Source organism: Vibrio variabilis, from assembly GCF_003263785.1.
Classification (GTDB): Bacteria; Pseudomonadota; Gammaproteobacteria; order Enterobacterales; family Vibrionaceae; genus Vibrio; species Vibrio variabilis.
In genome coordinates this window covers 13782-27105 of the sequence record NZ_JYJK01000003.1, presented here as the reverse complement: position 1 = coordinate 27105, position 13324 = coordinate 13782, and the positions used below count along the sequence as shown (strand labels likewise).

Genomic DNA, 13324 nt, shown 5'->3' with positions numbered 1-13324 from the left:
ACTTGCTTGGCAAAAGCGGCGTTATACCAGTTCTAAGAAGTTCTGAATCAGCTTGAACCTGCTTTCGAAGAGCGTTCTGGGTGGAACTGAACGCCATAGTAGTTACCGCTCTGAATCGCTGCGCTAAACGGGTTTCCGTAATCACACTCCGCGATAGTGTAGTCGCCCACTGGCATACCGAAGCTATGGACAAAGTAGAAGTACTCGCCCTCTTCAATACCGGCAAAAAGTGGGTTTCCCGGAGTCGCTGTCACGGTATTCCAGCCCATGTGCGGCAGTGGCAAGTCACCTGTTTCTAGACGTCTTACTTCGCCTTCACATAGACCTAGACATTCTACAAGCTCATCGGCCTTTTGGCCTTTCTCTTGAGAAAGCTTACCAAGCAGCTGCATGCCAAGACAGATACCAAGTACAGGCTTTTCAACCTGTTTAACTAGCTCGATGAGATTACGCTCTTCGAGGTTTTTCATTGCTTCACTAGCCGTGCCGACGCCTGGCAAAAACAGTTTATCTGCCGCTAAAACCACTTCTGGCTCTTTGGAGATAACGACTTGATAGCCCAGACGCTCAATCGCAAACTTAACCGAAGAAACGTTGGCGCAGCAGTATCGATAATGACAACATTCTGGGTGGTCATTACAAGACTCCTTTACTGCTTGGTAGCTCATTGCCTTCCACTTTGATCGCTTGACGAAGTGTGCGGCCAAACGCCTTAAAGAGACTCTCAATGATGTGATGGTCGTTGTCGCCAGAAGAAGACAGGTGCAGCGTACACGCTAGCGTATCTGTCAGTGAACGGAAGAAGTGTACGACCATTTCTGTCGACAGGTCACCCACTTGCTCACGAGAGAACTGCGCATCAAACTTAAGATAAGGGCGGCCAGACAGATCCAAACCACACTGCGCCAGACACTCGTCCATTGGCAGGCTGAAACCAAAACGGCCAATACCGCGCTTGTCACCAAGTGCCTCTTTTAGCGCTTGGCCTAATGCCAGTGCCGTATCTTCAATAGTGTGGTGATCATCAATGTGCAGATCGCCTTTCACAAGACACTTCATCTGGAAGCCGCCGTGTGTGGCAATTTGATCCAGCATGTGGTCGAAGAAACCCATACCGGTAGAAATTTCGTTACCACCTGCTTCATCAAGATTTACGAACACTTTGATGTCGGTTTCTTTCGTGGTGCGTACCACTTCCGCTGTACGGGCTTTCACAGTGAGATCTTTTAGGATCTGCTTCCAGCCCATGGTTTCAGGGTTGTACTGAATACCGCGAATCGCCATGTTCTCCGCAAGTTGAAGATCCGTTTGACGATCGCCAATCACTGCTGAGGTTTTGAAGTCTACCTTGCCGCTTTGTAGATACTCTTTAACAAGCCCTAGCTTAGGCTTGCGGCACGAGCAGTTGTCTTCGTCAAAGTGCGGGCAAATCAGCACATCATCAAACTTAACGCCTTGAGACTCAAAGATCTCCATCATCATGTTATGCGGAGCATCGAAGTCAGCTTGTGGGTAACTGTCAGTACCCAGACCATCTTGGTTGGTCACCATCACTAGGCGGTAGCCTGCATCTTGCAGTGCTAGTAGGCTTGGAATGACGTATGGCTCAAGTTTCAACTTGTCTAGACGGTCAACTTGAAAGTCCACTGGCGGCTCGACAATTAACGTGCCGTCGCGGTCAATAAATAAAATTTTCTGTTGGTTGCTCACTCTATAAATCCTTTTTCTATTGCACCAGTGCTTAAGCGGCACTTTGTTCTAATTGGTTGCGGATGAATGCCAAAGTTTTTTCACACTCATCGCGATTTCCCACACTGATACGTACACAATTTTCGATGGGTGAATTACGCAAAATAATGCCGGTGTCCCATGCGGCTTTAAATAGCGCATCACCGTTGTCAAATTTGACCAACAAATAGTTACCCCAGCCTTCAAATACCGTCACGCCGGAAATCGTTGATAAACCGGCCTGCAAATACGCGCGATTGGCGTTGAGATCCAACACTTGGAACTTAGCGCGAGCTAAACCTTGTTCAGAAAGCGCCTGCTGCGCAATTTCGGCAACAGGAATTGGCACGGGATATGGTGCAATTACTTTAAGTAACACGTTGATGAGTTCTTCATTCGCCAATGTGAAACCGCAACGAAGACCCGCTAGTGCAAATGCTTTTGACAGTGTGCGCAAAATCGCGAGGTTTGGGTATTTAGCCAGAAGATCAACCGTTGACGCTTCAGGACAGAAGTCGATATATGCTTCGTCCATGACCACGATGGCCTTGTCTTTAGTCATCTCAAGAAGAGAGACGATGTCTTCTCGGTTAACTAAGTTGCCTGTCGGGTTATTTGGGCTACAAACGAACACCAGCTTAACGCCATCTAGGTTTGCTTCAATCTCTGGGAGATTGAGCTGCCAATCTGCGGTTAACGGCACGGTTTTGCGCTCGACACCAATGGTTTCTGCGCTGATGGCATACATGCCATAAGTCGGCGGACAGTAGAGAATGCTGTCTTCGCCAGGCTCACAGAAAGCACGAATCAGCAGTTCAATGCCTTCATCGGCGCCACGTGATGTTAGCGTTTGCTCTGGCTTAACACCTGCATAATTGGCGTAGGCTTCAATAAGCTGCTTTGGCTGACATTCGCTGTAGCGATTAAGGCGAGCAAAGTCAGTTTTGTATTCATTGTTGAACGGCGATTCGTTGGCGTTCAGCCAAATATCACCACTACCGCCGATTCGACGCGCAGACAAATAAGGCGTCAATTGTTGAACTTGTTTACGAGCTAGTTTTTCCATCATCCACTCTCCAGTACTCTCCAAACTAGGCTTTTTGCGCGTTGAGCTTCTCTACACGAATCGTCACAGCACGTTTGTGGGCGTCTAGGCCTTCAGCTTCCGCCATAGTCACAACGGTAGGTGCCAAACCTAGTAAGCCATCAGCACTTAACTCTTGAACCGTCATGCGCTTTGAAAAGTCCGCCAAGCCGAGGCTTGAGTAGGTGCGAGTGTAGCCATAGGTCGGCAAAACGTGGTTAGTGCCTGATGCGTAATCACCTGCAGACTCAGGAGACCAGTCACCTAAGAAAATAGAACCAGCATTGTCCAGCAGAGGCAAAAGCTCACGTGGCTTTTAGTCTGAACAATCAGGTGTTCTGGGCCATAGTAGTTGGAAATCGAAACACATTGCGTCAGCGACTCTGCAATGATAATTAAGCTAGAACCCAATGCTTTTTCAGCGATGTCAGCACGAGATAGTTGCTTGAGTTGTCGCTTCACCGCTTCTGTGACTTGGTCGGCAATGATTGGTGATGGGGTCACCAGTACTACTTGAGAATCTGGGCCGTGCTCAGCTTGGCTCAATAGATCCGATGCTACGAAATCTGGATCCGCCGTTTCATCCGCGATAACAAGAACTTCTGAAGGGCCTGCTGGCATGTCAATCGCCGCGCCACGGAAGTCATTACTCACTTGACGCTTCGCTTCGGTCACATAAGCGTTACCAGGACCAAAGATCTTATCGACTTTAGACACGGTCTCGGTACCGTACGCCATAGCGGCAACAGCTTGGCCGCCACCGACATTGTACACTTCGTCGATTTTGCATAGCTTAGCAACGTACAAAATCTCATCTGCAATTGGCGGAGGCGAACAAAGTACCACTTTACGACATCCTGCAATCTGCGCTGGTACGCCAAGCATTAATACCGTCGATGGAAGCGGTGCACTGCCACCTGGAATGTAGAGACCGACTTTATTGATAGGTCGAGTCACCTGCTCACAAACTACACCTGGTTGTGTTTCCACACGCAGAGCTTCTGGGCGCTGCGCTTTGTGAAACTTAGCAATATTGGAATAGGCTTGTTCAAGTGCTTGCTTCATCTTCTCAGATAAGCGACCAGACGCCGCTTCAATCTCTTCAGCAGAAACTCGAATCGATTCCGGACGCACGCGGTCAAACTTCTCAGTAAGATCAAGCAGCGCTTTGTCACCTTCACTACGAACTTGATTAATGACCTCAGTCACGGCGGCCGTAATGTTTGCACCTTCAGTAATAGCCGGGCGCTCAAGCACGGATTCTTGCTGAGATTGACTTAAGTGTTGCCAAACTACCATTCTCATCGATTACCCCATCATCTTCTCAATTGGAAGGACAAGAATAGAGCTTGCACCCAGTTCTTTAAGCTGCTCCATCGTTTCCCAGAACAAGTTCTCTGTGCTCACTAGGTGAACCGCTACGCGCTCTTTATCTGTCGATAGTGGCAAGACAGTTGGGTCTTCTGCACCAGGAAGCAATGATTTAATTTGCTCTAATTTCTCAACTGGCGCGTGCAGCATGATGTATTTAGACTCTTTCGCCTGTTGAACACCTTGCATACGAGTCAGAAGCTTGTCGATAAGTGCAAGTTTGTCAGCATCAAACTCGCCCATACGCTGAATAAGTGTCGCTTTCGAGCGGAAGATGACTTCAGCCTCTTTTAGGCCGTTCGCTTCAAGCGTCGCCCCAGTTGAAACTAAGTCTGCAATCGCGTCCGCAAGGCCTGCACGCGGCGCAACCTCAACAGAGCCAGTTAGCATACATGCACTAAAGTCGACGCCTTGCTCATCCATGTACGCTTTAAGAAGTTGTGGGTAGGTGGTGGCGATACGTTTACCAGCAAGATCTTGAGGGCCGTTATAGGTCTCGTCTTTATCAATGGCGATAGATAAGCGGCAACCACCAAAATCTAGACGGCGAAGTGTTTTGAACTCATTTGCCTCACCCAGTGCTTTACGGTCAAGGCGCACTTCTTCCAGTTCGTTCTCACCGATGAAGCCAAGATCCACCACGCCATCCATAATTAAGCCAGGGATGTCATCATCTCGAACAAGCAGAAGATCGATTGGCATATTTAGTGAGTGTACAACAAGACGTTCACCCATCACGTTGAACTTAACACCACACTTTTTCAGCAGGTCTTGGCTCTCTTTACTTAGGCGACCCTTTTTTTGAATCGCAATTCTTAGGCGTTGTGTTTGCATTGCTGTATCCCTGTGCAAATTATTGATTTTGAAATTATAAAACGAAAAAAACCCTCGGGAGTTTTGGTCTCCCGAGGGTTTCATTCTTTAAATCTTAAATCGAACCTCCGAGAGTTTTACCTAGCTCTCGGGTATGCAGACATCTCCCGAAAGACTAAGCTGGGTGATGGTAATGATGATGAATTTTCATATCAAAGTTTTGCATACTTATTACTGGGTTCCTTTGTATCTGTACCCTCACACTAACTAAGCTCATGCCGATTTTCAACCCCTATTTTCCAGATCGTGCTAATTTTTTTTTGTACTCGCTAATTAGTATGGAAATAACTGCCCTTACGGGATGTCCCTAAGCAATAAATAAAAAAAAGGAGCCCAATTTTTGGGCTCCTTGAGAAATCAAATGATTTGCTTACACGTTTGCTTCTTTCGCCATTCTTGCCTTAGAAAGTGCAGACAGCACGAAACATACAGCAATAAACGTCACTGTAGCCGCCGCAAAAGAAATCGCGACTGACGTTGTCATACCAAGCGTAATAAAGCCAACACATGATACCAACGCAACAGATAGCGCGTATGGCAACTGCGTCGATACGTGGTCAATGTGATTACAACGTGCGCCCGTTGAAGAGAGAATCGTTGTATCTGAAATTGGCGAACAGTGGTCACCGAACACAGAACCCGCGAGTACCGCACCTAACATAGGCAGCATCATTGCAATATCTGTTGCGCCTGCCATGTCACCTGCAATTGGTAGCATGATGCCGAATGTACCCAAGATGTACCTGTAGAGAACGCCATCAGGCCAGACAACAGGAACAGGATAACTGGTAGCCAATGTACATTGATGTTGCCTTGTACTGTTGACGATAGGTACGCACCTGTCTTCATGTCACCGATAACGGAACCGATAGACCAAGCAAAGAATAGAATAAGAATGGCGCCAAACATGGATTTTGCACCAATCCACATGGTCGTTGCGATATCAGCAGCAGACAGTTTTTGTTTAACAACCGTAAATACCGCCGTTAGAAGACCTGCAGAACCACCGTAAATAAGCGAAGTGCCTACATCGGTATTTTCAAATGCACCAAGTAAGTTAAATGCAATACCATCCGCAGCCAGAGCTTGGCCCCCGGTGTATATCATCGCAGCAATCATAGCGCCGATTAGAACTAAGATAGGCAGTACTAGGTCAGAAACAGAACCAAAATCGCTTTCTTTAATATCCAGCTCTTCATTCAGTTCATGCGCTTCTTTTGCGTCGTTCTCTTTATCCTTGTCGAAACCAAGACCTTGTTTCGCGTTCAGCTCATGCTTGCGCATTGGACCCACATCAAGTTGGAACCAAGCAACGGCAAATACCATCAAGAGAGCAAATACCGCGTAGAAGTTCATCGGAATAAGGCGAACGTAAGCACCAATTGCGGAGTATTCTGTAATACCGTGAGCGACCAAGATACCGCTAACGATAGTCATGATGTACGCACCCCAGCTTGATGCTGGCATGAGCACACACATTGGCGCGGCAGTAGAGTCAAGAATATAAGCGAGCTTCGCGCGTGATACGTAGAAACGGTCAGTAACAGGACGAGAGATCGCACCGACTGCTAGGCTGTTAAAGTAATCATCAACGAAAATAAATACGCCTAGAAATGCTGCCAGTAGCTTTGAACCACGCTTGCTTTTCACACGAGCCTGCGCCCATTCAGCAAAAGCTTTAGTGCCACCTGACAGCGTCAGCAACGCAGTCATCATGCCCAATAGCAATAAGAAGCCAACAATACTCATATTCCAAGTATTCAGGCCACCATCTTCAATAACCACACCAGAAACGGTGTCGAACACATAACCAGCAGCGTTGACTGCAGAATAGTCATTGAGTAAGAAGGCACCCAAAACGATACCAACACCCAAAGACAGTAAAACGCGACGGGTAATAATAGCCAAACTCAATGCTACGATCGGCGGTAGCAGTGATAATGGTGATGTAGCAAAATCGATTAAATTCATGATCTTCAAAAACCAGTTTTTATTATGGTCAGAGATCTACTGCAGACATGCGTCAATAGACGAGAAGTCCAGACGCAAACGTTGAACTAAGCGAAAGGGAAGCGAACACTTCACCCAACCCTACAGTAGCGCTCCATAGTTTAACAATATAATAGACTATGGCAGTGTTGTTCCTTTCGAAGACAACCCCAGCGAGGAAGATTGATGGTCTTTCTCACTTCGGCGACAATGCCTTTCATCACCGTTCATTGGTATCACCCCAACGATGGTTACTGATCATTATCGCGCCTCTACATCAAGAGAAATCATTCACTAGTCAGAGCAACTAGAGTGAAATAATGTGCTTTCTCTTGCATTAGGTGCGAGCCATTGTACTTATGAAATCGTCAATTGCAACATGAATGATGTTACAACTTGGTAAAGAATTGACTCTGTTTGTGAACATCGCAGTATCAAAGCTATCTCGATGCATTTTAGCAAGCTCAATCACACTACTAGCGATTTATGCGACGTAATCCATATTGTTTTATAAACTCTTCAATGACATTGCAGTCATAAATACATCAGTTGTAAGTTGAATAATTACTTTATCTCTATTGATACACTCTACAAATCGAGCTTCTAGTACAATATGCAACAAAGTCCAAAAATTTAATGGCTTTTATGAAGAAAGATTCACAATTGAATCAATATTGCGCCAATCTTTCCCGAGCGCCAGGTTTTGAGCACGTTAATCATCATCAATTATCAAGTTTTTGTAAGAATTCTTATTTTTATTGTTTTGACACGATGAAAATATTGTCAATTTTAAATTTGATGTTTATTATTAATCGAAACCAAATAAATAACTCATGGGAATGTCATGTCTGAATTAACTAAAACTCTACTTAATATTCGTAGCCTGCGTGCATTTGCTCGTGAACTTACTCTTGAGCAACTGGAAGAAGCACTAGAAAAACTCACCACTGTTGTTGGTGAAAGACAAGAAGCGGAAGCAGAAGAGCGTGCAGCAAAAGAAGCTCGTGAAGCGAAACTTAGCGAATACGCACAAATGATTGCTAAAGATGGTATCGACGTTGAAGATCTTATTGCAGCGCTTTCTGGTGAGTCTAAAGGCAAAACAAAAGCTAAGCGTGCTCCACGTCCTGCTAAATATAAGTATGTAGACGCAACTGGTGCAGAAAAAACTTGGACAGGTCAAGGTCGTACACCTTCTGTTATCCAAGCAGCACTAGACGCAGGCAAATCTCTAGAAGACTTTGAAATTTAATTCAAAGCCCTTTAGTCATTTATAAAAAAAGCGCCAATAATTGGCGCTTTTTTTATCTTTCCCAATAAGCCTCTTCAAGGCTGTCTTCTCTTTCGGGTAAACCTCTAGAAAGGCGTGGTGAGTGCTGAACCAATACTTCGTAGCTTGCACGGTTCGAGTACTTACACACTTGTGAGAACGATGAATACGTCAAGAAAGTATGCTGGTGCTTGCTTGAGTTTGGCACATTTTCTTTATGGTATTTATTAGCTGCCATATCATGTAGCAATGCAGACAACGCAGCATCACCCGCACCATTAGTATTCTTAATCTTTTCTGGGCCGCCCATATAAGGCGCAATATGTGAATAAACTTTAATAGGATTATCACAGGCATCTTTAACCGCTGGTCGACTAAATTCAAAACGATTAAATTCAGCAATACAACCAGGTAAAAGAGGCAAACTCGTTTCACGTTTAGATGCATCTTCTGTGTAACCCGCCATGTACAATCCGACAGGACCCGCAGTACAAAGTACCAAATCAACCCAATCAAGCGCTTTATCTGAAGCGGCTAGTGGATCTTTTTCACCGGTGAGCGCTTCCGCTTCATCTTCATTCATTGCAACAACAGAAACATGCTGTTTCAAGAAATCGCGCCAATATTCAGGATCGTCCTGAATAACAAAGCGTGTACCGAGCGTTAATACAACAGGAACATTATATTTTTTGGCGTACTCAATGGCTTGCATCGTTGCTTCTGGCATTGGGTCGCCATCTTTACAGCGCACCAAATACGCGGTTAAAACCAAAGCCGACGCTTTTTTGAAGATTTTTTCAGGAATACTGTCTGCGCGAAGATGGTTCATCTGCCCTTCACTGATAGCAAAAGTGCGCTCGCCATCTTCAGTGATCAAGGTAAAGCAGCGACCAATTGCCCCTTCCACACCTTGAAGATAATTAAGATCCATTCGGCTAGACGTATTACAAAGATAGCGGTAACCATAGCTACCAATCTTAATATCAGCACTCATAACACCAAGCAGTACCGATTTATCGTCTGCTAAGACAGAGTAATTGTGCAAAGTATTACCAATGGTTCCACCAGCGTATTCATTAGTGATCAGCTCTTTTTCCTTCAGCTCGTTATATAAAGCTTCCGCCGCTTGGTCATCAATCACCAACGAATGCCCTTTACTTAGGCCAAACTTATCGATCACACTGCTGTCAACTTTTGCTTCAATGTCTACTAATGTTTGGTCAATACCAATGATGTGCGTGCGGGACATTTTTTTACTGACCTGCGATTGGCTAACTAGCAGATCTCGCTCATGGACAGGGAAGTAGTGCTTTGACTTTCTTTGGCCTGGGAATTTCATACGGTTGTCTTCGTCATAAGTAAATAAGAAGGGTTAAGGGCGGCGATTCTACCTCTGTATAGATTACCTCGGCAACATACGCAATTTTAGCAAACGTTTACGTATCAATTTTTTTGTCATAAGCCTTGTTTTTCTCCCAATCAGGACGCACTTCAGGTGTTTATAAAAGTGTGATTCAGTTCGCGGAACTGTATTGCTGGTTTGGTTTCTGCTAGAATCGGCGTCCAATTTAATTAGGTGGTATTTATACATGTCTGATAACAGCCAAAAGAAAGTGATTGTCGGGATGTCCGGCGGTGTAGACTCCTCTGTTTCTGCCTATCTTCTGAAACAGCAAGGCTACCAAGTAGAAGGCCTGTTCATGAAGAACTGGGAAGAAGATGATAACGAGGAATACTGCACAGCAGCGGAAGATCTTGCCGACGCACAAGCGGTTTGTGACAAGCTAGGTATCCACCTGCATACGATCAACTTTGCGGCTGAATACTGGGACAATGTTTTCGAATACTTCCTTGCCGAATACAAAGCGGGTCGTACGCCAAACCCAGACATTCTTTGTAACAAAGAAATCAAGTTTAAAGCGTTCTTAGAGTTTGCAGATGAAGTGCTAGATGCTGATTATATTGCCATGGGGCACTATGTAAGCCGCACCTTCCCTGAGAACGGTGAAGCGCCACAAATGTTACGTGGCCTAGACAGCAATAAAGACCAAAGCTACTTCCTTTATACGCTAAGCCACGACCAAGTTGCTCGCAGCTTGTTCCCAGTAGGTGAGCTTGAGAAACCTGAAGTACGACGCATTGCTGAAGAGCAAGGTCTGATTACGGCCAAGAAAAAAGACTCTACGGGTATTTGTTTTATCGGTGAGCGCAAATTTACAGACTTCTTGTCTCGCTATTTGCCAGCACAACCGGGTAAAATTGAAACGCCTGAAGGCAAAGAAATCGGTGAACACCAAGGTCTTATGTACCACACGCTTGGTCAACGTAAAGGCCTGCATATTGGCGGCCAAAAAGGCGGCGGTGGTAACGAAGAGCCTTGGTACGTTGCAGAGAAAGACCTGAAACGTAATGTCCTTATCGCGGTACAAGGTGCTGATCACCCACTGCTAAAATCTAATGGACTTCGCGCTTCGCAACTACACTGGGTCGATCGTCAAGCGATCACGCAGCCGTTACAATGCACAGTGAAAACCCGTTATCGTCAACAGGATATTCCTTGTACTATCATTCCTATCGACGATGAAAACATTAAAGTGATCTTTGATGAGCCACAAGTCGCAGTAACCCCAGGTCAATCTGCGGTATTCTACAGCGGCAATGTTTGTCTCGGTGGCGGCATCATCGAAGAGCGCATCTAAACACAATTCGCAGATTATTTTCTTAGGAGAACTACGTGGCTAATACACTTTATGACCGTACTATAGCGTTTGCAGGGATTTGCCAAGCCGTTGCCCTCGTTCAACGTGTTGCTAAAGACGGTTACTGTGATTCAGACGCGTTTGAAACCTCAATCAAAGCGATCACTAACATGAACCCGTCGAGTACACTCGACGTGTTCGGGATCGAGTCTGATCTAAAAATTGGACTCGAGTGTCTAGTGAATGGGATCGACAGCACCCCTACGGGCAGCGAAATCACCCGCTATATCATTAGCTTGATGGCTCTAGAGCGTAAACTAAACTCTCGCAACGATGCTATGGCGCAGCTTGGTGATCGCTTGCAAATGGTTGAGCGTCAACTTGATCACTACGAGCTACTCGATGAGCAAATGATCAGCAACCTCGCCAGCGTTTACTTAGACGTCATCAGCCAATTGGACCTCGCATTCAAGTGACCGGGACTCCAGCGGTACTTCAGCAAACCTCGACTCAACAGAAAGTACGCGCTCTGCTACTGTCTGGCATTCGTAGTGCTGTTTTATGGCGCCAAGTAGGTGGTAAGCGCAGACACTTAGTGTTCGGACGCAAGAAAATGATTGAACAAGCACAGATTCTGCTTGCTCGTATGTAATAGACAACGGTATAGCGACTCGAGTCACTATTACTCATACGAATCACTGTAAACTCGCACCCTGTGCGAGTTTACTTTTTCTACCAAAATACATTTAGCGCAAACGTTTGCGCAATGTTCGTGACAAATGCCGCAGTTATTGGTATAAAGCTCACGAAATTTAGAAACCCAATTCAGGAGAACATCATGGAACTGTCAGCATTGACTGCTGTTTCACCAGTAGACGGCCGTTACGGTAGTAAGACAACTGCACTTCGCAGCATCTTTAGTGAGTTTGGCCTACTAAAGTACCGCTCTATCGTTGAAATTCGTTGGTTGCAAAAACTCGCAGCAACGGATGCAATCAAAGAAGTTCCAGCATTCAGTGCAGAAGCGAACCAGTTTCTTGATGAACTAGCGGCTAACTTCAGCGAAGAAGACGCAGCTCGCATTAAAGAAATCGAACGTACAACGAACCACGACGTTAAAGCGGTTGAGTACTTCCTAAAAGAAAAAGTAGCGGGTGTACCAGAGCTTCACGCTGTAAACGAGTTCATCCACTTCGCTTGTACTTCTGAAGACATCAACAACACGTCTCACGCGCTCATGCTTAAAGAAGCTCGTGACACCGTTGTTCTTCCTGAAATCCGTAACATCATCGACGCTATCAGCAAACTCGCTGAAGAGTACCGTGATATTCCACTGCTTTCTCGTACGCACGGCCAGCCAGCATCTCCGACTACCATGGGTAAAGAGATGGCGAACGTTGCTTACCGTATGGAACGTCAATACAAGCAAATCGAGTCTGTAGAAATCCTAGGTAAGATCAACGGCGCAGTAGGTAACTACAACGCTCACCTTTCTGCATACCCTGAGCTAGACTGGCACAAGTTCAGCGAAGAGTTCATCACTGAGTCTCTTGGCGTAACTTGGAACCCATACACAACTCAGATCGAACCACACGACTACATCGCTGAGCTATTCGATGCAATTGCACGTTTCAACACAATTCTGATCGATTTCGACCGTGACGTTTGGGGTTACATCGCACTTGGCCACTTCAAGCAGAAGACCATCGCTGGCGAAATCGGCTCTTCAACCATGCCGCACAAAGTTAACCCAATCGACTTTGAAAACTCAGAAGGTAACCTAGGTCTAGCAAACGCAGTATTCGCTCACCTAGCACAAAAACTGCCTGTTTCGCGCTGGCAGCGTGACCTTACTGACTCAACAGTACTTCGTAACCTAGGTGTTGGCTGTGGCTACGCGATCATCGCTTACACATCTACGCTTAAAGGCATTAGCAAACTAGAAGTAAACCGTGAAGCGCTTCTTGCTGAACTAGACAACAACTGGGAAGTATTGGCAGAGCCTGTACAAACAGTGATGCGTCGCTACGGCATCGAGAAGCCATACGAGAAGCTAAAAGAGCTGACTCGTGGTAAGCGTGTTGACGGTGAAGCGATGCGTAACTTCATCGACGGCCTAGAGCTTCCAGAAAACGAGAAAGAGCGTCTAAAACAGATGACACCAGCGAACTACATCGGTCAAGCTATCGAGCTAACTGACAAGCTGTAAGGCTTGCCGACTCAGCTTAGCGATAGCGCTAGTTAGAGTGCAAAACAGAACGGCGGCGATAGTGATGTCGCCGCCGTTTTTACGTTTGTGCACTAGCCTCT

At 45.9% G+C, this 13324-nt stretch carries 7 protein-coding genes, 4 pseudogenes, 1 riboswitch and 1 other annotated feature; of the genes and pseudogenes, 4 read left to right on the top strand and 7 right to left on the bottom strand.

The genetic code is table 11. The features are described 5' to 3' along the window. Positions 1-21: 21 nt before the first annotated feature. From hisH to TZ48_RS00530, 6 genes and pseudogenes are all read right to left on the bottom strand, one after another. Positions 22-637: pseudogene (gene hisH / locus TZ48_RS00555) on the bottom strand (imidazole glycerol phosphate synthase subunit HisH). Further along, on the bottom strand, positions 637-1710 hold the full coding sequence (hisB, locus tag TZ48_RS00550; protein ID WP_112477864.1) for a bifunctional histidinol-phosphatase/imidazoleglycerol-phosphate dehydratase HisB: 1074 nt from the start codon (positions 1708-1710) through the stop codon (positions 637-639). Before hisB ends, hisH begins: the two are co-directional and overlap by 1 nt. 31 nt (positions 1711-1741) lie before the next feature. Next, positions 1742-2794, bottom strand: a complete 1053-nt coding sequence (gene hisC, locus TZ48_RS00545; RefSeq protein WP_112477873.1) for a histidinol-phosphate transaminase — start codon at positions 2792-2794, stop codon at positions 1742-1744. A gap of 25 nt (positions 2795-2819) precedes the next feature. Continuing rightward, positions 2820-4117: pseudogene (gene hisD, locus TZ48_RS00540) on the bottom strand (histidinol dehydrogenase). A 3-nt stretch (positions 4118-4120) separates the two neighbouring features. Further along, positions 4121-5017, bottom strand: a complete 897-nt coding sequence (gene hisG, locus TZ48_RS00535; protein WP_112477863.1) for an ATP phosphoribosyltransferase — start codon at positions 5015-5017, stop codon at positions 4121-4123. Between the two features lie 42 nt (positions 5018-5059). Beyond that, positions 5060-5196 (bottom strand) — a sequence feature (His leader region). A gap of 230 nt (positions 5197-5426) precedes the next feature. Beyond that, positions 5427-7027, bottom strand: a pseudogene (locus tag TZ48_RS00530) (Na+/H+ antiporter NhaC family protein). A 118-nt stretch (positions 7028-7145) separates the two neighbouring features. Further along, positions 7146-7328: riboswitch (Lysine riboswitch) on the bottom strand. 561 nt (positions 7329-7889) lie between these two features. Between TZ48_RS00530 and TZ48_RS00525 the strand changes: the two are divergent. Then, positions 7890-8297, top strand: coding sequence for an H-NS family histone-like protein (locus TZ48_RS00525; protein ID WP_112477862.1), 408 nt, complete (start codon positions 7890-7892; stop codon positions 8295-8297). Between the two features lie 52 nt (positions 8298-8349). Here TZ48_RS00525 and TZ48_RS00520 read toward each other — a convergent pair whose 3' ends face one another. After that, positions 8350-9654 carry an inosine/guanosine kinase gene (locus TZ48_RS00520; protein WP_112477861.1) on the bottom strand — a complete coding sequence of 435 codons (1305 nt, stop codon included), beginning with the start codon at positions 9652-9654 and terminating at the stop codon, positions 8350-8352. Between the two features lie 250 nt (positions 9655-9904). Between TZ48_RS00520 and mnmA the strand changes: the two genes are divergently transcribed. The 3 genes and pseudogenes from mnmA to purB all read left to right on the top strand — a co-directional run bounded on the left by mnmA (position 9905) and on the right by purB (position 13223). Then, positions 9905-11014, top strand: a complete 1110-nt coding sequence (gene mnmA, locus TZ48_RS00515; protein WP_112460464.1) for a tRNA 2-thiouridine(34) synthase MnmA — start codon at positions 9905-9907, stop codon at positions 11012-11014. 35 nt (positions 11015-11049) lie between these two features. Beyond that, positions 11050-11666, top strand: a pseudogene (hflD, locus tag TZ48_RS00510) (high frequency lysogenization protein HflD). A 186-nt stretch (positions 11667-11852) separates the two neighbouring features. Continuing rightward, positions 11853-13223, top strand: coding sequence for an adenylosuccinate lyase (purB, locus tag TZ48_RS00505; protein ID WP_112477860.1), 1371 nt, complete (start codon positions 11853-11855; stop codon positions 13221-13223). Positions 13224-13324: the final 101 nt, after the last annotated feature.

Bases quoted from the DNA above. Each gene is read 5' to 3' on its own strand.
- hisG (WP_112477863.1), bottom strand. From the start codon at position 5,017: ATGCAAACACAACGCCTAAGAATTGCGATTCAAAAAAAGGGTCGCCTA.
- TZ48_RS00520 (WP_112477861.1), bottom strand. From the start codon at position 9,654: ATGAAATTCCCAGGCCAAAGAAAGTCAAAGCACTACTTCCCTGTCCAT.
- hisC (WP_112477873.1), bottom strand. From the start codon at position 2,794: ATGGAAAAACTAGCTCGTAAACAAGTTCAACAATTGACGCCTTATTTG.
- mnmA (WP_112460464.1), top strand. From the start codon at position 9,905: ATGTCTGATAACAGCCAAAAGAAAGTGATTGTCGGGATGTCCGGCGGT.
- TZ48_RS00525 (WP_112477862.1), top strand. From the start codon at position 7,890: ATGTCTGAATTAACTAAAACTCTACTTAATATTCGTAGCCTGCGTGCA.
- purB (WP_112477860.1), top strand. From the start codon at position 11,853: ATGGAACTGTCAGCATTGACTGCTGTTTCACCAGTAGACGGCCGTTAC.